The organism is Streptococcus sp. Marseille-Q5619, from assembly GCF_946901205.1.
Taxonomy (GTDB): domain Bacteria; phylum Bacillota; class Bacilli; order Lactobacillales; family Streptococcaceae; genus Streptococcus.
On the sequence record NZ_CAMPPO010000006.1, the window covers coordinates 120,148 to 144,602 of the forward strand.

The 24,455-nt window shown below is 35.3% G+C and carries 20 protein-coding genes and 3 tRNA genes; 11 read left to right on the forward strand and 12 right to left on the reverse strand.

Annotation, left to right across the window (positions count from 1 at the left end; genetic code table 11):
- Positions 1–6: 6 nt before the first annotated feature.
- Together yfmH and yfmF are read right to left on the reverse strand one after the other, a co-directional pair.
- Entirely contained in the window at positions 7–1,290 is a 1,284-nt protein-coding gene (gene yfmH, locus OC530_RS08510; RefSeq protein WP_173218757.1) for an EF-P 5-aminopentanol modification-associated protein YfmH, read from the reverse strand.
- The gene (gene yfmF, locus OC530_RS08515) at positions 1,287–2,537 is read right to left on the reverse strand and encodes an EF-P 5-aminopentanol modification-associated protein YfmF (RefSeq protein WP_112445431.1); all 1,251 of its coding nucleotides are present in this window, start codon (positions 2,535–2,537) and stop codon (positions 1,287–1,289) included. The genes yfmH and yfmF overlap by 4 nt, the downstream gene beginning before the upstream one ends.
- A 158-nt stretch (positions 2,538–2,695) precedes the next feature.
- Between yfmF and yaaA the strand changes: the two genes are divergently transcribed.
- Both yaaA and recF read left to right on the forward strand, forming a co-directional pair.
- A complete protein-coding gene (gene yaaA, locus OC530_RS08520) occupies positions 2,696–3,064 on the forward strand; it encodes a S4 domain-containing protein YaaA (RefSeq protein WP_061438545.1) in 369 nt (122 codons plus the stop codon).
- Positions 3,065–3,066: 2 nt separating this feature from the next.
- Complete coding sequence (gene recF, locus OC530_RS08525) at positions 3,067–4,164, forward strand: DNA replication/repair protein RecF (RefSeq protein WP_262081076.1); 1,098 nt, start codon at positions 3,067–3,069, stop codon at positions 4,162–4,164.
- Positions 4,165–4,213: 49 nt separating this feature from the next.
- Here the strand turns inward: recF and guaB are convergent, their stop codons facing one another.
- Together guaB and trpS are read right to left on the reverse strand one after the other, a co-directional pair.
- Complete coding sequence (guaB, locus tag OC530_RS08530) at positions 4,214–5,692, reverse strand: IMP dehydrogenase (RefSeq protein ID WP_060806032.1); 1,479 nt, start codon at positions 5,690–5,692, stop codon at positions 4,214–4,216.
- Positions 5,693–5,843: 151 nt separating this feature from the next.
- Entirely contained in the window at positions 5,844–6,869 is a 1,026-nt protein-coding gene (gene trpS, locus OC530_RS08535) for a tryptophan--tRNA ligase (RefSeq protein WP_000165457.1), read from the reverse strand.
- Between the two features lie 215 nt (positions 6,870–7,084).
- Here trpS and OC530_RS08540 point away from each other — a divergent pair, with 215 nt between their 5' ends.
- Both OC530_RS08540 and OC530_RS08545 read left to right on the forward strand, forming a co-directional pair.
- The gene (locus OC530_RS08540) at positions 7,085–8,707 is read left to right on the forward strand and encodes an ATP-binding cassette domain-containing protein (RefSeq protein WP_000958774.1); all 1,623 of its coding nucleotides are present in this window, start codon (positions 7,085–7,087) and stop codon (positions 8,705–8,707) included.
- Positions 8,708–8,766: 59 nt separating this feature from the next.
- Positions 8,767–11,310, forward strand: coding sequence for a YfhO family protein (locus tag OC530_RS08545; RefSeq protein WP_262081077.1), 2,544 nt, complete (start codon positions 8,767–8,769; stop codon positions 11,308–11,310).
- A gap of 29 nt (positions 11,311–11,339) precedes the next feature.
- Here OC530_RS08545 and OC530_RS08550 read toward each other — a convergent pair whose 3' ends face one another.
- A complete protein-coding gene (locus OC530_RS08550) occupies positions 11,340–13,982 on the reverse strand; it encodes a YhgE/Pip domain-containing protein (RefSeq protein WP_262081078.1) in 2,643 nt (880 codons plus the stop codon).
- Positions 13,983–14,109: 127 nt separating this feature from the next.
- Between OC530_RS08550 and OC530_RS08555 the strand changes: the two genes are divergently transcribed.
- A complete protein-coding gene (locus OC530_RS08555; protein WP_001158275.1) occupies positions 14,110–14,652 on the forward strand; it encodes a TetR/AcrR family transcriptional regulator in 543 nt (180 codons plus the stop codon).
- 40 nt (positions 14,653–14,692) lie between these two features.
- Here OC530_RS08555 and OC530_RS08560 read toward each other — a convergent pair.
- From OC530_RS08560 to rlmH, 7 genes are all read right to left on the reverse strand, one after another.
- Positions 14,693–14,766, reverse strand: a tRNA-Asn gene (locus OC530_RS08560).
- A 5-nt stretch (positions 14,767–14,771) separates the two neighbouring features.
- Positions 14,772–14,843 (reverse strand) — tRNA-Glu (locus OC530_RS08565).
- 51 nt (positions 14,844–14,894) lie between these two features.
- Positions 14,895–15,647 (reverse strand): competence system response regulator transcription factor ComE, encoded by a 753-nt coding sequence (gene comE, locus OC530_RS08570; RefSeq protein WP_000866064.1) that lies wholly within the window; start codon positions 15,645–15,647, stop codon positions 14,895–14,897.
- On the reverse strand, positions 15,644–16,969 hold the full coding sequence (gene comD, locus OC530_RS08575; RefSeq protein WP_173218749.1) for a competence system sensor histidine kinase ComD: 1,326 nt from the start codon (positions 16,967–16,969) through the stop codon (positions 15,644–15,646). The genes comE and comD overlap by 4 nt, the downstream gene beginning before the upstream one ends.
- 20 nt (positions 16,970–16,989) lie before the next feature.
- Complete coding sequence (gene comC, locus OC530_RS08580) at positions 16,990–17,115, reverse strand: competence-stimulating peptide ComC (protein ID WP_173218747.1); 126 nt, start codon at positions 17,113–17,115, stop codon at positions 16,990–16,992.
- Positions 17,116–17,280: 165 nt separating this feature from the next.
- A tRNA-Arg gene (locus OC530_RS08585) sits at positions 17,281–17,354 on the reverse strand.
- A 43-nt stretch (positions 17,355–17,397) separates the two neighbouring features.
- Positions 17,398–17,877: a 23S rRNA (pseudouridine(1915)-N(3))-methyltransferase RlmH gene (gene rlmH, locus OC530_RS08590; protein ID WP_000695935.1), complete on the reverse strand. Its 480-nt coding sequence runs from the start codon at positions 17,875–17,877 to the stop codon at positions 17,398–17,400.
- Positions 17,878–18,059: 182 nt separating this feature from the next.
- On the opposite strand from rlmH, the gene OC530_RS08595 reads away from it, so the two are divergent.
- The 6 genes from OC530_RS08595 (at position 18,060) to ychF (ending at position 24,385) form a co-directional block, all read left to right on the forward strand.
- Positions 18,060–19,241, forward strand: a complete 1,182-nt coding sequence (locus OC530_RS08595) for a S1C family serine protease (protein ID WP_173218745.1) — start codon at positions 18,060–18,062, stop codon at positions 19,239–19,241.
- A 57-nt stretch (positions 19,242–19,298) separates the two neighbouring features.
- Positions 19,299–20,057, forward strand: a complete 759-nt coding sequence (locus OC530_RS08600) for a ParB/RepB/Spo0J family partition protein (protein ID WP_262081079.1) — start codon at positions 19,299–19,301, stop codon at positions 20,055–20,057.
- A 212-nt stretch (positions 20,058–20,269) separates the two neighbouring features.
- On the forward strand, positions 20,270–21,631 hold the full coding sequence (dnaA, locus tag OC530_RS08605) for a chromosomal replication initiator protein DnaA (protein WP_061438534.1): 1,362 nt from the start codon (positions 20,270–20,272) through the stop codon (positions 21,629–21,631).
- A 158-nt stretch (positions 21,632–21,789) separates the two neighbouring features.
- Positions 21,790–22,926: a DNA polymerase III subunit beta gene (gene dnaN, locus OC530_RS08610; protein ID WP_262081080.1), complete on the forward strand. Its 1,137-nt coding sequence runs from the start codon at positions 21,790–21,792 to the stop codon at positions 22,924–22,926.
- Between the two features lie 64 nt (positions 22,927–22,990).
- Positions 22,991–23,185: a DUF951 domain-containing protein gene (locus OC530_RS08615; RefSeq protein WP_000285186.1), complete on the forward strand. Its 195-nt coding sequence runs from the start codon at positions 22,991–22,993 to the stop codon at positions 23,183–23,185.
- An 84-nt stretch (positions 23,186–23,269) separates the two neighbouring features.
- Positions 23,270–24,385, forward strand: coding sequence for a redox-regulated ATPase YchF (gene ychF, locus OC530_RS08620; protein ID WP_061438533.1), 1,116 nt, complete (start codon positions 23,270–23,272; stop codon positions 24,383–24,385).
- The last annotated feature ends 70 nt before the right edge of the window (positions 24,386–24,455 follow it).

A 24,455-nucleotide genomic window follows, 5' to 3' on the forward strand; every position in this document is an offset into this window, starting at 1 on the left:
AGGTTACTACGATGGGAATATTGTAAAATCAACTATATCCCCTTCATCTATTAAATGATGTCCAGCATCAAGGACATCCTCTAAAGTAATTTCCTGTAAAATCTTCGGCAAATCAAAGATTGTCTCACCTTGTCCAAAAGTATCATATTGCGTTGCAATAAATTCAAGAGAGTTCATGCTACTGAAAAATTCTCCAAACATCTCTCTTTTGATAGTATCCAAATGATCCTCTGTAATATCTAAATCCTTTGTAAAATTACGAATGGCCTTCCTAAACTGATGAGATAAAGCAACTGGCTCTTTTGTATCCATTGTCAACATGACAAAATGAAAGCGACTTGTTACTTCAACTTCCAGAGATAAGGACGCATCAATTTTACCTGATTCATAACATTTTTGAAAACGATCCGAAGTCCAACCAAACATCATTGCAAACAATAATTTTAATAAAATATGATGTCGATAGCAATCGGCCTCAGCAACTTCTCGCTTACCTCTAATCCCAATCGCTAATTTGGGAGAAGACACTTCCATTCTCATACTGTCTGTTTGCTTTACATCTTGTAAAACAAACTTTTCTCTTGCTACTTCCTGAACATCTAAATCTTTACGTTCTTTTCTTTCAAAGTAGTCCTGTACTTGATCCACATCAAAATTACCAACTAAAAACAGAGACATGTTTACAGGTTTGTAAAATCTTGTAAAATTTTCTTGCAAATTAGTTAGATTGATTTGGAAAATGGACTCCTCACTACCAACTATATCAGTTGCTAAAGGTGTTCCTGGATACAAATTCGCTAAAGTTGAAAAGAATAAACACGAATCTGGATCATCTTGATACATTTCTCGTTCTTGCTGGATAATATCCTGCTCTCTCAGAATGGAGTCTTCAGTAAAGTGTGCTGATGTTACCAATTCATCAAGTAAGTCTAAATTTTCTAAAAAATGATCCGTTGCTGAAAAAAGATAACTTGTTTTTGTAAAGCTTGTAAAGGCATTACTATCTGCACCTAGACTCGTAAAAGCCGACATCAAGTCGCTAGAATCTTCTCTTTCAAATAATTTATGTTCAAGAAAATGAGCAATTCCTGCAGGATATTGTTTTACAGCTCCGTCAACTCCTGTGACAAGCGCATCTGCTGAACCAAACTGAACAGTGACACTCCCGTAAACCTCTTTAAATTCCTTTTTAGGCAAAAGAGCAACTGTCAATCCGTTGGCCAAACGAGTCCGATAAACCATTTCTTTTACAGCTGGATAGTATTTTTCTTCAAAAATAACCTTTGTCATTCTATTCCTTCCATAAAGTAAATCGCCTGTAGTTTCACATTATTAGCTGCTCTACAAATATCATCTTTGGCAACTTGCTCGAGTTTTGCAATCCAACTTTTAAAGTCTGCCGAAAATTTTCCAAGTAAGGCATTTTGATAAGCACGTTCAATCAATGAAGATTGATTATCTTGAGAAAGTAACAAAGACCGACGAATCATTTCCTTGGTCTGCTCTAACTCAAGCTCTGTAAAATATCCTTTTTTTAAATCAATCAGTTGATTATTCATCATTTTACGAGCCTGGTTACGATTTTCTCGATTGATACCAGCATACATCCTCAAGAATCCACTAAACAAATCAAGCTGACTTGAAATAGTATAAGCCAATCCAGCATTTTCACGGACATTTGTAAATAGTTTAGAGTGAGCAAATCCACCAAGTAAACCATTCATTACAATCATGGGGAAATGTTGCTCATCACCATATTCAGCAGAGCAATGATATCCCAACTCTAAAATAGACTGTCCCACATTTTTCCTAACCATGCCTTCTTGCAAGATATTGGAATAAGGTTGGCAATATTGAATCTTCACATCCACTTCTCGACCTTTAAAGGCAAATGATTCTAATACATTTTGAATTTCAACCTCATTAAAATCACCTAGGAAAAAGAAATCGATTCGATCATTGGCCAAAAATTCTTGGAAACAAGAATAAGAACTTTGTGGAGTTTCAGCTAAAATACGATTTCGTAAATCACTATATTCCAATTGGAGACGTTCATCATGAAAAAATAATTTATCTAATTCTTTATGTGCGAAATAAAAAGAATCATCCATATCAGCTGCTAAACTTGCTAGCAATTGCTTTTTCTCAATTTCAAATAAGGCCGAATCAAACCCATTATCAACTACTACGGGTGAAAAAAGAGTTTCTTTTACAAGTTCCAAAACCTGAGAAGTTAGCATATTTTTCCTACTTAAAAACTCATCACGAACATAGGTAAATGTCAATTCTACAATGTGACTTTGCCCTCTTCTGAAACAATTGGTTGACATATCTGTACCGTATAGACTGGCTAAATGTCTTCTCAAATCTTGAGAAGTGGGGTACATCTGATTAGCAGTCTCTAGCATACTCGCACTCAACATGCGACCTGCAATCGTATCGAGGGATAATGGAGTGGTAAAACGCACGGCGATTTTGTTCGTTTTAAACTTCTTTGATTGGATAAAATGTGTTGAAATTCCATGCACTAACTCCATGATTTACCTCCTTATATACAGACTTCTATTATATCACGAAAACCTGAAATTTTCTTGTTCTCTGTAACACTTTTGAAATAAAAATCGCTTACATTTCTCCCTGTTTCTCTCACTATTTTTAGGAAAATATGGTATAATACCAAAGATTGAGGTGAATTATGGAATACAAATTATTTGAAGAATTTATTACCCTCCAAGCACTACTCAAAGAACTTGGAATCACACATAGCGGAGGAGCTATCAAATCCTTTCTCTCTGAACATTCTGTTTACTTTAATGGGGAATTAGAGAGTCGTCGCGGTAAAAAACTTCGTATTGGCGATAAAGTTGACATCCCTGACATGAATATTGACATCTTGTTGACACAACCTACTTCTGAAGAACTAGATGAATACCAAGCTGATAAAGTTGAAAAAGAACGAATCGCTAAACTTGTTAAGGAGATGAATAAAGGAGTAAAAAAAGACAACTCTAAACCTACTTCATCACCAAAAAGCAAACAAGCTCCGCGATTCCCTGGTAGATAATCATGTGGCTACAACACCTATCTCTCAAGACTTTTCGTAATTACAAAGAGACGAAAATAGACTTTAATCCTAAATTGAATGTCTTTTTGGGACGTAATGCACAAGGAAAAACAAATATGTTAGAGGCTATCTATTTTTTAGCCTTAACGCGTAGTCATCGAACTCGAACAGATAAAAATCTCATTCATTTTGATGAGGAACAACTTCATCTTTCAGGTCTTGTTCAGAAAAAAACGGGATCTATTCCCCTCGAAATCGAACTAACACAAAAAGGACGTGTGACAAAAGTTAATCATTTAAAACAGGCACGCCTTTCAGATTATGTAGGACACATGAATGTTGTCTTATTTGCTCCTGAAGATTTACAACTAATTAAAGGAGCACCTTCGGTTCGACGAAAATTCATTGATATGGAACTTGGACAAATCAAGCCAATCTATTTATCTGACTTAACCAATTATAACCACATCCTAAAGCAAAGAAACACTTACCTAAAATCAGCTCAAAAAATAGATGAAACCTTCCTTTCAGTACTAGATGATCAGCTAGTTGATTATGGATGTCGTGTGATGAATCACCGCTTAGATTTCATAAAAAAACTAGAATATTTTGGCCGTAAGAAACATTTTGAGCTTTCTAATCAGATTGAAGAGTTGTCAATATACTATCAATCTTCTGTCAAGCTAACTGACAAAGAAGACTTATCCGAATCTTTCAAAATTTCTTTAGAAAAAAGTAGATCCAGAGATTTATTTAAAAAGAATACTGGTGTCGGTCCTCATCGAGATGACATTTCTTTTTATATAAATGGGATGGATGCTAGTTTCGGAAGTCAAGGCCAACATCGTAGTCTCGTCCTTTCTATAAAATTAGCAGAAATCGAATTAATGGAAAGTATTACTACAGAATCTCCGATATTATTGCTTGACGATGTCATGAGTGAACTTGACAACACTAGACAGTTAAAATTATTAGAAACGATTTCTCATTCAATCCAAACCTTTATCACAACAACAAGCTTAGATCATCTTCAAAATCTGCCAGAAAATCTAAGTATCTTTACTATTCAGGATGGTAAAGTTGCTGTAAATGTGAATTGACAACATCGTAAAAGAACTCCTGTTTTCACGGGAGTTCTTTCCATTGTTTTTACATAGAATAATTTGGTGCCTCATTAGTAATTTGTACATCGTGAGGGTGGCTTTCTTTCAAACCAGCACCAGACATTTCAATAAACTGAGCATTATCGTGTAGTTCTTTAAGGTTAGCTGCACCACAGTAACCCATACCAGAGCGAATACCTCCAATCATTTGGAAGACAATATCAGCTGCCGCACCTTTATAAGCAACACGACCTTCAATTCCTTCTGGAACAAGTTTGTTTGCTTCATTGACAGAACCTTGGAAGTAACGATCGCTTGAACCTTTCTTCATAGCAGCAATTGATCCCATACCACGGTAAGTCTTGAACTTACGTCCTTGGAAGATTTCAGTTTCACCTGGAGCTTCATCAGTTCCAGCAAACATTGATCCAAGCATAACAGCATTACCACCAGCCGCAAGTGCTTTTACAATATCTCCAGAATACTTGATTCCACCGTCAGCAATGATCGTTTTACCATATTCACGCGCAACAGCTGCAGCATCGTAGATAGCTGTTACTTGCGGAACACCAACACCAGCAATCACACGAGTAGTACAGATAGAACCTGGGCCAATCCCAACCTTGACAACATCTACGCCTGCTTCATAAAGGGAACGTGCACCTTCAGCAGTAGCAATATTTCCAGCAATTAAAGTACGATCTGGGAAATGAGCACGAATCTCAGCAATTTTACGCAAAACACCTGCAGAATGACCATGTGCAGTATCAATAACAATCGCATCCGCTCCTGCCTCAAAAAGAGCCTCTGCACGTTCAAATGTATCTGAAGTAACACCTACTGCACCTGCAACTAGAAGACGACCAAACTCATCTTTAGCGGCATTTGGAAACTCAATAACTTTTTCAATATCTTTGATAGTAATCAAACCAGAAAGGCGACCTTCTTCATCGACCAACGGAAGTTTTTCAATACGGTGTTCTTGAAGAATGCTTTCAGCCGTTGCAAGATCTGTACCTACAGGAGCAGTCACAAGATTTTCACTGGTCATATGATTTGAGATTGGTTGGTTATAGTCTGAAATAAAACGAAGATCTCGGTTTGTCAAAATACCAACCAATTTACGATTTTCAAGTGTTTCAACAACTGGAACACCACTGATGCGGTAACGTCCCATAAGCTCATCTGCTTCAGCAATTGTATGTTCAGGCGTCAAGAAGAAGGGATCAATAATAACTCCATTTTCAGAACGTTTTACCTTACGAACCTCGTCTGCTTGTTGAGCAATTGACATGTTTTTATGGATAACTCCGAGACCGCCTGCACGAGCAATAGCAATAGCCATTTGACTCTCTGTTACTGTGTCCATGGCAGCGGTAATAATTGGGATATTTAAAGTCAGATTATCTGCCAATTTAGTTGTTAAATCTGCATCGTTAGGCAACACATGACTTTCAGCTGGAATAAGCAATACATCATCAAAGGTAAAACCTTTTTTCAAAAATTTAGTGTCCCAATTAGACATTCGAAGTTTCCTCTTTTCTTTCTTTTTGAGCTTGACTCTTTTTATATTGTATCTATCATACCATTCTATAAAAATTTGTCAAATGTTACAGGGGTAAATAAAAAACTATCTTTTCTTTGAGATAGAAATGATAGTTTCTTGTAAAATAAACTTAGTTAAAGTAATGGAGTCCCATTGCTCCTTTAACCTCAGATAGGGTTTGACCTGCAACTTCACGCGCTCTTTCACTACCTTTTTGAAGCATATTATAAACTTCTCCCATATCCTTAGCAAATTCAATACGGCGCTCACGAATAGGACCCAGTTCACGTTCTAATATTTCAAGTAGATAACGCTTGGTCTTCACATCACCAAGACCACCTCGTTGATAATGTTCTTTCATGTCAGCAATTTCTTGAGCATCTTCTGGGCGACCAAAAACATCTAGATAATGGAAAACCATATTTCCCTCAATCTTACCTGGATCTTCCACTCGAATATGATCTGGATCTGTATACATACTCATTACTTTTTTACGCAAAGTATCCGCATCATCAGCTAAATAAATACCATTATTAAGGGATTTAGACATTTTAGCATTTCCATCTAAACCAGGTAAACGACCTGCTCTCTCATTTTCTGGATAAATACCTTCCGGTTCTACCAAAACATCACAGTTATATGCGTTGTTAAAAGAACGAACAATTTCACGAGTCTGCTCAATCATTGGTTTCTGATCTGTCCCAACAGGAACATAATTGGCCTTAAAGGCTGTGATGTCAGCTGCTTGTGCAATTGGATAAACCAAAAATCCTGTTGGAATACTTTCTCCAAATCCCTTTTGAGCAATCTCTGTTTTTACTGTCGGATTTCGTTCCAAACGTGCTAATGACACCAAATTCATATAATACATAGACAACTCAGCTAATTCTGGAATTTGGCTTTGAATAAAAATAGTTGATTTACTTGGATCCAATCCAACTGCAAGATAATCCAAAGCAACATTTCCGATAGACTCTACAATTGTTTGAGGGTCTTTAGCATGATCTGTCAAAGCTTGTTGGTCAGCCAAGAACACAAACATATCATACTTATCCTCTTCCTGTAATAAAACTCTATTTTTGAGACTTCCAACATAATGTCCAATATGCAATTTTCCTGTTGGACGGTCTCCTGTTAAAATAATGGGTTTAGTCATTTTATTCTCCTTCGATGTGGTCCCTTCAATTATAGCATTTTTTTAATGAAATAACCGCAATTTATCAAAATAAATCAACCTTGCTATTCATGGTTTTGTGTAAAGCATACTGTAAATTTAATTTACACAAAATTGACAGATAAAAATTTGAATATTTCCGTATTTTCTAGTAGAATAAATATATTACATATTATATAGGATATAGGAGAAAAACATTGCTTACAGTATCTGATGTTTCACTACGTTTTAGTGATCGCAAACTTTTTGATGATGTCAATATCAAATTTACAGAAGGAAATACTTACGGATTAATTGGTGCTAATGGTGCCGGAAAATCAACCTTTTTAAAAATTTTAGCCGGAGATATCGAACCTACTACTGGTCACATCTCTCTTGGTCCAGATGAACGTCTCTCTGTTCTTCGTCAAAATCACTTTGACTATGAAGATGAACGTGCCATTGATGTTGTTATCATGGGAAATGAAAAACTTTATAGCATCATGAAAGAGAAAGATGCCATCTACATGAAGGAAGATTTCTCAGACGAAGATGGAGTGCGTGCTGCCGAACTCGAGGGAGAGTTTGCCGAGCTTGGAGGCTGGGAAGCAGAAAGTGAAGCCTCTCAACTACTTCAAAACCTAAATATTCCAGAAGAATTGCACTATCAAAACATGAGCGAATTGGCCAACGGTGAGAAAGTAAAAGTTCTCCTCGCTAAAGCACTTTTTGGTAAACCTGATGTTCTTCTCTTGGACGAGCCTACCAACGGTTTGGACATCCAATCTATTACTTGGTTAGAAGACTTCTTGATTGACTTTGATAACACAGTTATCGTAGTATCCCACGACCGTCACTTCTTAAACAAAGTATGTACTCACATGGCCGACCTTGACTTTGGAAAAATCAAACTCTATGTCGGGAACTACGACTTCTGGAAGGAATCTTCTGAGCTCGCTGCTAAATTGCTAGCAGACCGTAATGCTAAAGCAGAAGAAAAAATTAAGCAATTGCAAGAATTTGTAGCTCGTTTCTCTGCCAATGCTTCTAAATCAAGACAAGCAACCTCACGTAAGAAAATGCTTGACAAGATTGAGCTAGAAGAAATTGTACCATCTAGTCGTAAATATCCATTTATCAACTTTAAAGCGGAACGTGAGATTGGTAATGATCTCTTGACGGTAGAAAATCTAACTGTAAAGATTGATGGTGAGACTATTTTAGATAATATCAGCTTTATCTTGCGTCCAGGTGATAAGACAGCGCTTATTGGACAAAATGACATCCAAACGACTGCATTAATTCGTGCAATCATGGGGGATATTGACTATGAAGGAACTGTCAAGTGGGGAGTAACTACTAGCCGTTCTTACTTGCCAAAAGATAACTCGGCAGATTTTGCAGGAGGAGAGTCAATCCTTGACTGGTTGCGTCAATTCGCAAGTAAAGAAGAAGATGACAATACTTTCCTACGTGGCTTCCTAGGCCGTATGCTCTTCTCTGGGGATGAGGTTAACAAACCTGTAAACGTCTTGTCAGGGGGAGAAAAAGTGCGTGTCATGCTTTCAAAGCTCATGCTCTTGAAATCAAATGTCCTTGTACTTGATGATCCAACCAATCACTTGGACTTGGAATCTATCTCAAGCTTGAACGATGGATTGAAAAACTTCAAAGAATCAATCATCTTTGCCAGCCATGACCACGAGTTTATTCAAACTCTTGCTAACCATATCATTGTCTTGTCTAAAAATGGCGTCATTGACCGTATCGATGAAACCTATGATGAATTCCTAGAGAATGCAGAAGTACAAGCAAAAGTTAAAGAACTTTGGAAAGACTAAAAAACTTCAAAACTCAGTTGGGTTAACCAGCTGAGTTTTCTAACATTTTATGAGGTAACATGAAATTATTTTTTAAAACATATTGGACCTATTTTGTTTCTTTCATCATTCCCGTAATCATTATGACAGGAGTATATCTATCTCAAGGTATCTACTGGAACAGCGAGACATCTCCACTATTAGGAGATGGGTTTCATCAATACGTTATTTTTGATGTAACTTTACGAAATATCCTGCATGGAAATGGTAGTCTGTTTTACACCTTTACAAGTGGCCTCGGATTAAATTTCTATGCCCTATCTAGTTATTACTTGGGAAGTTTCCTTTCACCTCTAGTTTACTTTTTTAATCTGTCGAATATGCCAGATGCTGTCTATCTGACAACTCTCTTAAAATTTGGATTGATTGGACTGTTAACTTACTTTAGTTTAAATAAATTATTTCAATCGATTCCTAAGTCTTTAAAACTAGCTTTATCTACTTCCTATGCTCTGATGAGTTTCTCTGTTAGTCAACTAGAGATAAAAACTTGGTTAGATGTTTTTATCTTGATTCCTTTAATTATAACTGGCTTACATATACTTATAACACAAAAGAAGCGCCTACTATACTTTACAAGTCTGTCAATCTTGTTTATTCAAAATTATTATTTTGGCTATATGACAGCATTGTTTCTTATCTTCTTGTATCTCTGTCAAATTTCGTGGGACTTTAAAACTCGAAAATCATCAGTTCTTGATTTTATTGTTACTTCCTTTTTAGCAGGAATGGCCAGTTTGATTATGACTCTTCCTACATTGTTTGATTTACAAACTCATGGGGAGAAGTTAACTGCCATCACAAAATTAAAAACAGACAGTAGCTGGTATTTAGATATTTTCGCAAAACAATTCATTGGATCTTTTGATACAACTAAATATGGATCTATACCAATGATTTTTGTTGGATTGTTTCCTTTTATTTTAACCATTCTATTTTTCACAATAAAATCCATAAAGTTTCACGTGAAACTTATCTATGGAATTTTCTTTACTTTTTTAATAACAAGCTTTTACATAGAGGCCCTTGATTTATTTTGGCAAGGCATGCATACTCCAAATATGTTTTTACATCGCTATGCTTGGATTTTCTCTACCTTGTTAATTTACACAGCAGCAGAAGTCTTAAATCGTCTGAAAGAACTTAAAGTCTGGAATTTTTTAGTTTCGCTTTTTCTTGTAGTATCAGGATTTTTAGCTACCATCTATCTAAAATCACATTATTCTTTTTTAACAGATTTGAATATTCTACTGACTCTTGAATTTTTGGGTGTCTATTCTCTTTTACTCCTTGCAATTATCAAAAAGTTTATCTCTGTAAATCTATTTGCCATTCTAATCTCTTTATTTATAATGGTTGAAATAAGTTTAAATGCTTCATCTCAAATAGACGGAATTGCTAAAGAATGGGGATTTGCTTCTCGAAGTGCATATAGTAGAGATATCCCAGCTATGGAATCTTTCTCAACATATATTGGGAATCAATTTACCCGTACTGAAAAACTAGAAACTCAGACAGGAAATGACAGTATGAAATTCAACTACAATGGAATCTCTCAATTTTCATCTGTTCGAAATCGTTCAGCAAGCTCTACTTTGGATAAAGTTGGATTTAAATCCTCTGGAACCAATCTCAATCTCCGTTATGCCAATAATAGTATTTTGGCTGATAGTTTATTTGGCATCCAGTACAATATCTCAGACAGTCCTATTGATAAGTATGGTTTTAAAGATATCTATCAAAAAGATAATCTTACCCTATATGAAAATCAATTCTCTCTTCCGATTGCATTTGCTAGTCAATCTGTTTACAATGATGTCAAGTTCAATGAACACACTTTGGATAATCAAGCCTCGTTTTTAAATCAACTTGCTAACGTCGATTTTGATTATTTTTCTCCAATCCCCTATGAAAAAACAGAGAATACTGATGATTTGATTAGTGTTACAAGCTCTTCAAATGAGGATGCATCAATCCAGTATCAAATTGAAGTGCCAGAAAACAGCCAAGTTTATCTTTCTTTCACAAACCTTCACTTTTCTAATGACAAACAAAAGAAGGTTGACATCCTTGTAAATAGAGAAAAGAAAACTTTTACAACTGATAATGTCTTCTCCTTCTTTAATCTAGGTTATACAAAAGAGACAAAAACTTTCAATATTCATGTTAGTTTCCCTGGAAATTCACAAGTATCATTTGAATCTCCTACCTTCTACCGTTTAGATACCCAAACTTTAACTGAGGCAATTCAAAAAATTAAAGAACAACCTGTCACAGTATCAACTTCTAAAAACAAGGTCTTTGCTACATATGATGTCCAACAAGATACGTCCATTTTCTTCACCATTCCTTATGACAAAGGTTGGTCTGCCTACCAAGATGATAAGAAAACAGAAATTAAACAAGCTCAAACTGGATTTATGAAAGTTGATGTTTCCAAGGGGAAAGGAACTATTACACTTTCCTTCATTCCCAATGGGTTTATTACTGGAGCAATCTGTTCCTTTACTTCTCTCTTACTATTTGGAATCTATAATTACAGACGAAAGTTATCTAAGATATAAAAAATCGACCAGTTAATCGGTCGATTTTTTTAATCTTCTTCCATTTTCTTAGGTTGATAGGCCAGCATACCTAAACAAATAAATAGTACTAATATAACGGCAAGGAAAATAACTTGATGATGAATATTTCCTGTCATAGAGATTGTTTGTCGTAATCCCGAAACTGAATAACTCATTGGTAACCAAGGACTAATAGCTCTAAAGAAATCATTTGTCAAAGCAAGTGGGTAAGTACCTGCACTTGATGCTAACTGTAATAAAAGCAAAATAAGAGAAAAGAAAGCTCCTATACGGCTATTCCATGTTGTTAAAGCGGTCACCATGGACATGAATACTAAACTTGTTAGGATAATGAGAATAAATGTTCTCATCTCATGATTTGCAGTTAGACCAATAAGATGAACTCCTCCATATACCAAAATTCCTGCCAAAACAGCTATAATACTATTTATTTCAGCTCGAGATTTCAACCAAGCCCAACGGCTCTCCGGATGACATCCTGAAGGCAACTTCGTAAAGATCATATTCGTTGATATTGCTGCAACAAAGAGAGCAACTGATATCATATAAGGAGCTATTGCAATTCCATTTACAGGAACTTGATCATTGTCAGTTTTGGAGAGACTGAGAGGATTTGACAAAATCTCTGCATTTTTAGATTCTGTTGATGCTGATTTGAGTTGATCACTAGCATTACTTAGTCCTTGTCCTAAAGAAGCAACTCCTGTCTGTAAACCTTCCAATCCAGAAGTTAACTTTGTTCCACCTTCTGCTAGTTTCCCAGCTCCATCTGCCAATTTATTAGCTCCACTTTCTAATTGAGAAGCACCTGAAATTAACTGACTGGATTTGTCAGATAGTTGGCTAGAGCCTGACTGCAATTTATCAACTCCTGCTATCAATTCTTGACTCTTTTGATTCAATTGGTTAGAGCCAGTTGATAATTTTTCAATACTAGACACTAATTCTGGAGTTTTTTCAACTAATTGACCAACTCCTGCTGTCAAGCTAGAAGATTTTTGTGTCAAGGTGTTTGAGCCTGAAACTAGTTGACCCAAACTACCTGTCAAGGTGGCATTTTTTTTACTTAGTTGACTTGCGCCTTGAGAAACTTTATCAACACCTGCAGTATATGCATTTACACCCGATGTAATCGACTGACTGGCAGGAACTAATTTGCTAGCAACAGCTCCTTGTATCTCTGTTAATCCACTTGACAATCCTGTCAAAGAAGTAGAAGCAAGCGGTAATACTTGATTAGCTTGATTTTTTAAAGTCGAAAGATTAGAAGATTGATTTTGTAAGTTTTCTAAACTTCCTTGTAAACCTTGAACTAAAGCTACAATTGACTGTGCTGATTGAATACTATCAGTCGAATTTTGAGATACAGAAGCACTTATCTCAGCTTGTTGCTCACTTGTCAAAGATTGATAAGCTGCTGTCGATTGAATATTAGCTAATGTAGTCGCTTTATCAGACTGAGCACTTGCTAACATTTGATTAGAAAGAGATACTATACTTGATAAAACAGAATCTAATTGTTTTGTATCTCCAACATCAATATTTTGAATAGCTTGATTTAACTGATTTAGACCAGAAGATAATTGATTAATTTGATCTTTTTTCCCAGACGAAGCATCTAACTTGCTAGAAAGTTGTTGAATCCCTTCACTTAATTGCTCCATACCCATTCGAAGTGTAGCTGATTGATTAGATAACTGACTAGCACCTGTTGCAAGATTTCCCACTCCGTTTGTATAGGCACTAACACCAGATGAAAATTGATTAAGACCAGCATTAAGCTGAGAAACACCGCCAGTATAGGATTCTACACCAGTATATAACTGATTGATTCCTCTTACTAATTCAGGACTTTTAGAAGATAATTGACCTAATCCGCTATCTAATTGACTCACTGCACCAGTATATGTAACTAAACCACTATTAAAATTCCCTAAGCCAAGATGAAGTTGTTCGACACCAGAAACATAAGCAGATAATCCTTTAGTAAACTGCTCCGTTCCATTTGAAAAGGTTAAACTTGAAGCTGCTAAAGAGTGTAGGTTAGTAGTTAATGTTTGACTTCCTGTAACTAACTGATTCGCTCCATCAGTTAATTTTTCACTACCTGAAGCTGCTTGACTCATGCCATCCTTTAAATCGATCATTTTGTTAAATAAAGCTTTGGTATAGGTCTCGGTTACATTGGTAGAGACATTCTGCTTTAATTGTGTCATTGCAGAATCACTCATCTTGCTGGCAATAAAACTATGACCACTTGAAGTCTGATAATCGATTTGCATTTGTTCTGGATGATCCGTTAAAATAGAAGCTGCTTTTTCAGATAAATCACTGGGTAAAGTCACTACCATATAGTAATCGCCATCTTCCAATCCCTTCTTTCCTTCATCTTCATCCACGAAATGAAAATCCAAGGTTTTATTTTCTTTTAAATTGGACACCATGTCTTTTCCTATTGCTATATTACTACCATTATAGGAAGCCTCTTTATCATTATTGACAACTGCTACAGGTAAGTCAGACAATTGCCCATATGGATCCCACATTGATGACAAAAATATGATATTGTACAGAGCTGGAATAAGAGAAATCCCTATCATGACAATAATAAAGGTTGGTTTTTTAAAAATTGCTTTCCATTCTTTAAACATAGTTTCTCCTTTTTTAAACATATTGTCTAAAATTTTGATATAATAGATTATACATTAAAAAATCTAAATTACAAGATAAAAAATCCATTTTTAGACATATAGTCTAATTTGTTTACAAGGAGGAAATATGCAAGAAAGTAACAAACGCTTAAAAACAAAGCGAACTATTGAAAATGCTATGGTACAATTACTGATGGAACAGCCATTTGATCAAATTTCTACTGTCAAATTAGCAGAAAAAGCCGGAATTAGTCGTTCCAGCTTCTATACGCACTATAAGGATAAGTATGATATGATTGAGCACTATCAAAGCAAGCTATTTCATACATTTGAATATATTTTTCAAAAACATGCTCATCACAAAAGAGATGCTATTTTAGAAGTATTTGAATATCTAGAGTCAGAACCACTTCTGGCTGCCCTTCTTTCTGAAAATGGAACTAAAGAAATCCAAAATTTCTTACGAAATAAACTTCATATCATGCTCAGTACAGATTTACAAAAGCGATTTATGCAACTGAATCTCAATACAACTGAATTAGAATACAGTAGCATCTATCTAACTCATGCACTTTTTGGTGTCTGTCAAACTTGGATTGCACATGGAAAAAAAGAAAGTCCTCAAGAAATAACAGATTTCCTTATGAAGATGCTTGGTGATACAAATTGATACAAAAAGAGGAACACAGTTGTGTTCCCTTTTATCTATACTCCGCCAGTAGGACTCGAACCTACGACATCATGATTAACAGTCATGCGCTACTACCAACTGAGCTATGGCGGATAAAATAGTCCGTACGGGATTCGAACCCGTGTTACCGCCGTGAAAAGGCGGTGTCTTAACCCCTTGACCAACGGACCTTCTATCTGTAGCAGATATAACCATTATATCAATTTCTTACTAATTGTCAATCACTTTTTAGATTTTTTCTCTAAAATATCTTTTAATTTTCTAATTTTTAATCTTGAAATAGGACAACGATGGTCTTCATAGAAAACAATTTCTAAGTTTTTTCGATCAATTTCTCTAATATTGCCTATATTTACCAAAAATGACTTATGAGGAGAATAAAATCGCTGAGTATGTTTGTCCTTTTCCTGAATATCTGTCATGGTACCGTAAAACTCTTTGGCAAAATTCTTACCAATAATGCGCAATTTATGAGAGACTCCTGTCGTTTCAATATACAAAATATCATGGTAAGGAATTTTTAAATCATTTCCCTTGTAATTGTAGTCAAAATAATCTACAACATCTTCATTTTCAAGTAACATACTCTTCGTGTAAAAAATATTTTGCTCAATTCTCTTCTTGAACATCTCATCATTGATATCCTTATCAACAAAATCTAAGGCTGATACCTGGTATTTATAGGTTAGAGTCGCAAACTCTGATCGACTGGTAATAAAGACGATAATAGCGTAAGGATTGTAATGACGAATGAGCTGAGCCACTTCAAATCCCTTTTTCTCAATTCCATGAATATCGATATCTAGGAAATAAAGCTGATTTACTTCATCATTTTCAATGTATTCTTCAAATTCACGGACTTTTCCCGTTGTCTTGTATGATATTGGAATATTCGATTCTTTCGAAATTTCATCCAATATTCTCTCTAGTCTCACTTGATGTTCAATAACATCCTCTAAAATTAAAACTTTCATTCAAATTCCCTCTTAAATCTAATGATTTGTCTAAATGTACTGCCTTCCATCTCTGTTTCTAAAATAATATTGTTGTACTTATCTAGTAGTTCTTTCACATTATTTAATCCTACCCCGCGATTTCTTCCCTTAGTGGAGAATCCTAAAGCAAATAGATCTCCTGAAGGAGTCATCGTCATTTTACATGAATTCTGAATCACAATAACTGTTTCAGTTTCCATCTTAATAACTGCTACTTCCATCTGCTTTTTATAGCTATCAGCCGATCCTTCGACAGCATTGTTCAATAAAACGCTCATGATACGAACCAAATCCAATAGTTCAATTGGGAGCTTGGTAATCGTATCTTTTACTTCCAGTGTAAACTCTACACCATTATTTCGAGCATAGACAATAGACTGAGCAACCAAACTTCGTAAAGCTGAATCTTCTATGTTGTTCAAATCAAAGTAAGTGTACTTATCTGAACGCAATTTATGATTTGCTTTGACCAAAACTTCATTGTAAACTCTGTCAATTTCCTGTAAATCACCACTGTCAATTGCCATCTGCATACTGACAAGCATCCCAGCATAGTCATGTCGAAAACCACGAATTTCATTATACAGACCGACAATTTCATCTGTATAATTCTGTAAATGTTTCTGTTCAAATTTCTTCTGCTTCAACGCAATCTCTTTCTCCATTTGTTCTTTATGCGAATTCATTGCAAAGAAGGTCAAAAGGAGAGAAATAAAGACAATAGATGACAAGATACTTCCAAAACTATTCAAATGTTTAATCGTACTTACTATATCTGAAACGAAAGATAAAAGATGTAACAATAGTAAAGCAAAAAATACTTTTTTCAAGAAAGGATAAAGGTAGTCCTTGTCAAAATAGGTTAGTTCTAAGTGGAAATAATGAATGATTTTTAATATAACAACATAAGTCAACACCGTTACAACGAAAAAGAATGGGAAATGATATTGTGAAACAAAATTGTCTCCTGTTATAGAGGAGAAAGTTACGGACAGAAAGTTATGAGTGCTCTCATATAAAAGAGATAGTAGTAAACTTAGGAATAGTCCTCTATTCCTCTCATACTGTTTCATCCATCGAAAATAGGAATATAAGCCCAAAGGAAATAAAAATCTTTCAATCCCTATTTTATCTAAATATGGAAGATAAAAGGAAAGTTCAAGTACTGCTTCTACTAGTAATGTATAGATACCAAAAACATATAGTTCTTTTCTATTTATTTGACCTTTACAAATTAAACGGTAACTGTGACTAATAATTAAAAAATGAACAATAACTGTCCCAAATCCAAGTAAATCCATTACTCTTTCTCCTTATTTCATTACTTTTTTCGTTGGAAAAGAAAATCAAGGATGATTCTTGAAACCCTACTTTCCCCACCTCGAATCTCCTGCAAGTCTTTTTCCTTCAAGGCTACAAACTGTTCCAATTTAACTGTGTTTTTCATAATAAAATCTCCTAAAATGTTTTTTTCTTGTAAGCTAACTTACAAAAACCATTATACAAAATGGAATTTCATTTTAGATAAAATTCTCTCAACTGTCATTTTTTTCTCCCCAAGTGTACTTTTTTAAGAAAAAAGCCGGGAAAATTCCCAGCTTTGCTACTATATTGATCCCAGCAGGATTCGAACCTGCGACCGTTCGCTTAGAAGGCGAATGCTCTATCCAGCTGAGCTATGAGACCTAACACAATTATTCTACCAAAAAATCAATTAAAAGTCAATTTTCTATTTATGATAGGGTGATCCCTGCTGAATTGTAAAAGCCCGATAGATTTGTTCAACAAGGACTAGTCTCATTAGCTGATGGGGCAAGGTTAAACGACCAAAACTAACAGAGAGATTGGCTCTCTTTTTTACATCCTGTGCTAATCCCAGACTCCCTCCAATAATAAAGGTAAGAGTAGAAAATCCTTTTATAGAAGCTTCTTCTAACTGCTTACTAAATTCTTCTGAAGAAAGTGTTTTCCCCTCAATGGCTAACACAATAACAAAATCACGGTCACCAACTTTTGATAAAATCCTCTGACCTTCTATTTCTAAAATCTTTTGATTTTCTGACTCACTGGCCTTATCTGGTGTTTTTTCATCTGCTAGCTCAATCATTTCAAGCTTAGCAAATCGAGAAATTCGTTTTGAATACTCTGCAATACCATCTTTTAAATACTTTTCTTTCAGTTTCCCAACTGTTACAACTTTAATTTTCATGACTCTATTCTAACATATTCTCTATTTTTTCACATCTTATTCACAAAATAAAAAATAGATTTCAATTGAGAAAATCACAGTTTTAAAAGAGTTATCCACAGTTTGTGTAAAACTTTTATGTTTAAGTTATAATTAAGCTAGTCAGTTTATACTTTCAGTAATTCAAAAATATGGAGGCAAATATGAAACATTTAAAAACATTTTACAAAAAAGGGTTTCAATTATTAGTCGTTATCGTCATTAGCTTTTTTAGTGGAGCCTTGGGTAGTTTTTCAATAGCTCAACTAACTCAAGAAAGTAGTGTAAGAAACTCTAACAACAATAGTACTATTACACAGACTGCCTATAAAAACGAAAATTCAACAACACAGGCTGTTAATAAAGTAAAAGATGCTGTTGTTTCTGTTATTACTTATTCAGCAAATAGACAAAATAGCGTATTTGGTAATGATGAGACTGATACAGATTCTCAGCAAATCTCTAGTGAAGGATCTGGGGTTATTTATAAAAAGAATGATAAAGAAGCTTACATCGTCACCAATAATCACGTTATAAATGGTGCCAGCAAAGTAGATATTCGTTTGTCAGATGGAACTAAAGTACCTGGAGAAATTGTCGGAGCTGACACTTTCTCTGATATTGCTGTCGTCAAAATCTCTTCAGAAAAAGTTACAACAGTAGCTGAGTTTGGTGATTCTAGCAAGTTAACCGTAGGAGAAACTGCTATTGCCATTGGTAGCCCGTTAGGTTCTGAATATGCAAATACTGTCACTCAAGGTATCGTATCTAGTCTCAATAGAAATGTATCCTTAAAATCTGAAGATGGACAAGCCATTTCTACAAAAGCCATCCAAACTGATACTGCTATTAACCCAGGTAACTCTGGCGGTCCACTGATCAATATTCAAGGACAGGTTATCGGAATTACCTCAAGTAAAATTGCCACAAATGGAGGAACATCTGTAGAAGGCCTTGGTTTCGCAATCCCTGCAAATGATGCTATCAATATTATTGAACAGTTAGAAAAGAACGGAAAAGTGACACGCCCAGCTTTGGGAATCCAGATGGTTAATTTATCTAATATAAGTACAAGTGACATCAGAAGACTCAATATTCCAAGTAATGTTACATCTGGCGTAGTTGTTCGTTCTGTACAAAGTAATATGCCTGCCAATGGTCACCTTGAAAAATACGATGTTATTACAAAAGTAGATGACAAAGAGATTGCTTCATCAACAGACTTACAAAGTGCTCTTTACAATCATTCTATCGGAGACACCATTAAGATCACTTACTATCGTAACGGTAAAGAAGAAACTACATCCATCAAGCTTGACAAGAGTTCAGGTGATTTAGAATCTTAATTGACATCTATGTAAAGAAAGCTTTACATAAGAGAAAAGATGTGTTAGTGTAGAATCATGGAAAAATTTGAAATGATTTCTATCACAGATATACAAAAAAATCCCTATCAACCCCGAAAAGAATTTGATAGAGAAAAACTAGATGAACTAGCACAGTCTATCAAAGAAAATGGGGTCATTCAACCGATTATTGTTCGTCAATCTCCTGTGATTGGTTATGAAATCCTTGCAGGAGAAAGACGCTATCGGGCTTCACTTTTAGCTGGTCTAACGTCTATCCCAGCTGTTGTTAAACAGCTTTCAGATCAAGAGATGATGGTCCAATCCATCATTGAAAATTTACAGAGGGAAAATTTAAATCCAATAGAAGAAGCACGCGCTTATGAATCTCTCGTAGAGAAAGGATTCACCCATGCTGAAATTGCAGATAAAATGGGCAAGTCTCGTCCTTATATCAGCAACTCCATTCGTTTGCTTTCCTTGCCAGAACAGATTCTCTCAGAAGTAGAAAATGGCAAACTATCACAAGCTCATGCGCGTTCTCTAGTTGGGTTGAATAAGGAACAACAAGACTATTTCTTACAACGGATTATAGAAGAAGATATTTCTGTAAGGAAGTTAGAAGCTCTGCTGACAGAGAAAAAACAAAAGAAACAGCAAAAAAATGATCATTTCATACAAAATGAAGAAGAACAGTTAAAAAAACTACTCGGATTAGATGTAGAAATCAAACTGTCTAAAAAAGATAGTGGAAAAATCATTATTGCTTTCTCAAATCAAGAAGAATATAGTAGAATTATCAACAGCCTGAAATAAGGCTGTTCTTTTATTTTTTTATCTCACAAGGTTATCCACTATGTTTTTCGATAAAAAGCTTAATAAATCAATAGTTTCTGACTTTATCCCCAACCTGTGGATAAAACTTGATAACATTGTGGATTATTTTTCACAGCTTGTGGAAAATTCTTACTATCTATGGTAAAATAGGTCTAGTATTAAACTTTTAAATAGTAAAGGAGGAGAAAGGATTGAAAGAAAAACAATTTTGGAATCGTATATTAGAATTTGCTCAAGAAAGACTGACTCGATCCATGTATGATTTCTATGCTATTCAAGCTGAACTCATCAAGGTAGAGGAAAATGTTGCCACTATATTTTTACCACGATCTGAAATGGAAATGGTCTGGGAAAAACAACTAAAAGATATTATTGTAGTTGCTGGATTTGAAATTTATGATGCTGAGATTACTCCTCACTATATTTTCACTAAACCTCAAGATACGGCTATCTCACAAGTTGAAGAAGCTACAAATTCAACTCTTTATGACTATAGTCCAAAGTTAGCATCTATTCCTTATTCGGATACGGGATTAAAAGAAAAGTATACCTTTGATAATTTTATTCAAGGGGATGGAAATGTTTGGGCAGTATCAGCCGCTTTGGCTGTCTCTGAAGATTTGGCCTTGACCTATAATCCTCTTTTTATCTATGGAGGACCTGGGCTTGGTAAGACTCACCTGTTAAACGCTATTGGAAATGAAATTCTAAAAAATATTCCAAATGCTCGTGTTAAATATATTCCTGCCGAAAGCTTTATCAATGACTTTCTGGATCACCTAAGACTTGGGGAAATGGAAAAGTTTAAAAAAACCTACCGCAGTCTTGATCTTTTGTTAATTGATGATATCCAGTCACTCAGCGGAAAAAAAGTTGCAACTCAAGAAGAATTTTTCAATACCTTTAACGCCCTTCATGACAAGCAAAAACAGATTGTCCTAACGAGTGATCGTAGTCCAAAACATCTAGAAGGGCTCGAGGAGAGGCTTGTCACGCGCTTTAGTTGGGGATTGACACAAACTATCACACCCCCTGACTTTGAAACACGTATTGCCATTTTACAAAGTAAAACGGAACATTTAGGCTACAATTTCCAAAGTGATACTCTAGAATACCTAGCTGGGCAATTTGATTCAAATGTTAGAGATCTTGAGGGAGCCATCAACGACATCACTTTAATTGCCAGAGTAAAAAACATCAAGGATATCACTATTGATATTGCTGCAGAAGCTATTAGAGCTCGCAAACAAGATGTTAGCCAAATGCTCGTCATCCCAATTGATAAAATCCAAAATGAAGTTGGTAACTTTTATGGTGTCAGCGTCAAAGAAATGAAAGGAAGTAGACGCCTTCAAAATATTGTGTTAGCCCGTCAAGTAGCCATGTATTTATCTAGAGAACTAACAGATAATAGTCTTCCAAAAATTGGGAAGGAATTTGGTGGTAAAGATCACACAACAGTTATTCATGCCCATGCTAAAATTAAATCTTTGATTGATGAAGACGATAATTTACGCTTAGAAATTGAATCAATCAAAAAGAAAATCAAATAACTTGTGGATAACTTTCGCTTTTTTATCTTTTTTATCCACATTTTTTAAACAAGCTAAAAAACTTGGTATTCCTTACTTTTAGTCTGTTTTCCACAGATTTCACAGACTCTATTATTACTATTATCCTTCTAATACTAAAAATAAATAAAGGAGAATCCATGATTCATTTTTCAATTAATAAAAATTTATTTCTACAAGCCTTAAATATTACTAAGAGAGCTATTAGCTCTAAAAATGCCATTCCTATTTTATCAACAGTCAAAATTGACGTGACCAATGAAGGTGTTACTTTAATTGGTTCAAATGGTCAGATTTCAATTGAAAATTTTATTTCTCAAAAAAATGAAGATGCTGGTTTGTTAATTACTTCTTTAGGTTCGATTCTTCTTGAAGCTTCTTTCTTCATCAATGTGATATCTAGTCTACCTGATGTAACTCTTGATTTTAAAGAAATTGAACAAAATCAAATTGTTTTAACCAGCGGCAAATCAGAAATTACCCTAAAAGGAAAAGATAGCGAACAATATCCACGAATCCAAGAAATTTCAGCAAGCACTCCTTTGGTTCTTGAAACAAAATTACTCAAGAAAATTATCAATGAAACAGCTTTTGCTGCAAGTACACAAGAAAGTCGTCCAATTTTGACAGGTGTTCATTTTGTATTGAGTCAACACCAAGAGTTAAAAACAGTTGCAACAGACTCTCATCGTCTAAGTCAGAAAAAATTAACGCTTGAGAAAAATAGTGATGATTTTGATGTTGTCATTCCTAGCCGTTCTCTACGCGAATTTTCAGCGGTATTTACAGATGATATTGAAACTGTAGAGATTTTCTTTGCCAATAACCAAATTCTATTTAGAAGCGAAAATATTAGCTTCTATACTCGTCTCCTAGAAGGAAACTATCCTGATACAGATCGCTTGATTCCAACAGACTTTAACACTACTATTACTTTTGATGTTGTAAACTTACGCCAGTCAATGGAACGTGCTCGTCTTTTATCAAGTGCTACTCAAAATGGTACTGTGAAACTTGAAATTAAAGATGGGGTTGTTAGCGCCCATGTTCACTCTCCAGAAGTTGGTAAAGTAAACGAAGAAATCGATACTGATCAGGTTACTGGTGAAGATTTGACTATTAGTTTCAACCCAACTTACTTGATTGATTCACTCAAGGCTTTAAATAGCGAAAAGGTGACCATTAGCTTTATCTCAGCTGTTCGTCCATTTACTCTTGTTCCAGCAGATACTGACGAAGATTTCATGCAGCTCATTACACCAGTTCGTACAAATTAAGTGAAAGAGGTTGAGCCTGGCTCGCCTCTTTTATGATATAATCGAAAAAGAAAAGGAGAGTAGTATGTATCAAGTTGGAAATTTTGTTGAGATGAAAAAACCACATGCTTGTACTATCAAGTCAACTGGTAAAAAAGCAAATCGTTGGGAAATTACACGTGTAGGGGCAGATATCAAAATCAAATGCAGTAATTGTGACCATGTTGTCATGATGGGACGCTATGATTTTGATCGAAAAATGAATAAAATTATTGACTGAAAACCCTTAGTTAGAGGGTTAGCAAGTTTTCCCTTTTTGTGTTATAATATTAGGGATTGAAATGAAAACGGAGAATGAGAAAATATGGCTTTAACAGCAGGTATCGTTGGTTTGCCAAACGTTGGTAAATCAACACTATTTAATGCAATTACAAAAGCAGGAGCAGAGGCAGCTAACTACCCATTTGCAACGATTGACCCAAACGTTGGAATGGTAGAAGTTCCAGATGAACGTCTACAAAAATTGACTGAAATGATTACTCCTAAAAAGACAGTGCCAACAACATTTGAATTTACAGATATTGCAGGGATTGTAAAAGGAGCTTCAAAAGGAGAAGGGCTAGGGAATAAATTCTTGGCCAATATTCGTGAAGTAGATGCGATTGTTCACGTAGTTCGTGCTTTTGATGATGAAAATGTCATGCGCGAGCAAGGACGTGAAGACGCCTTTGTGGATCCACTTGCAGATATTGACACCATTAACCTAGAATTGATTCTTGCAGACTTAGAATCAGTCAATAAACGTTATGCGCGTGTAGAAAAGATGGCACGTACGCAAAAAGATAAAGAATCAGTAGCAGAATTCAATGTTCTTCAAAAGATTAAACCAGTCCTTGAAGATGGGAAATCAGCTCGTACAATCGAATTTACAGATGAGGAACAAAAGGTTGTCAAAGGTCTCTTCCTGTTGACGACTAAACCAGTGCTCTATGTTGCTAATGTTGACGAGGATGTGGTTTCAGAACCTGACTCTATCAACTATGTCAAACAAATTCGTGAATTTGCAGCGACAGAAAATGCTGAAGTAGTCGTCATTTCTGCGCGTGCAGAGGAAGAAATTTCTGAATTGGACGATGAAGATAAAAAAGAGTTTCTTGAAGCCATTGGTTTGACAGAATCAGGTGTAGATAAGTTGACGCGTGCAGCTTACCACTTGCTTGGATTGGGAACTTACTTCACAGCTGGTGAAAAAGAAGTTCGCGCTTGGACTTTCAAACGTGGTATGAAGGCTCCTCAAGCAGCTGGGATTATCCACTCAGACTTTGAAAAAGGATTTATTCGTGCAGTAACCATGTCATATGAGGATTTAGTGAAATACGGATCTGAAAAGGCCGTAAAAGAAGCTGGACGCTTGCGTGAAGAAGGAAAAGAATATATCGTTCAAGATGGCGATATCATGGAATTCCGCTTTAATGTCTAAAAAATTAATAAATGGTGTCAATTAGGTTGGAAAAAAATTCCAACCCTTTTGGCTTTTGAAAGGAAAAATA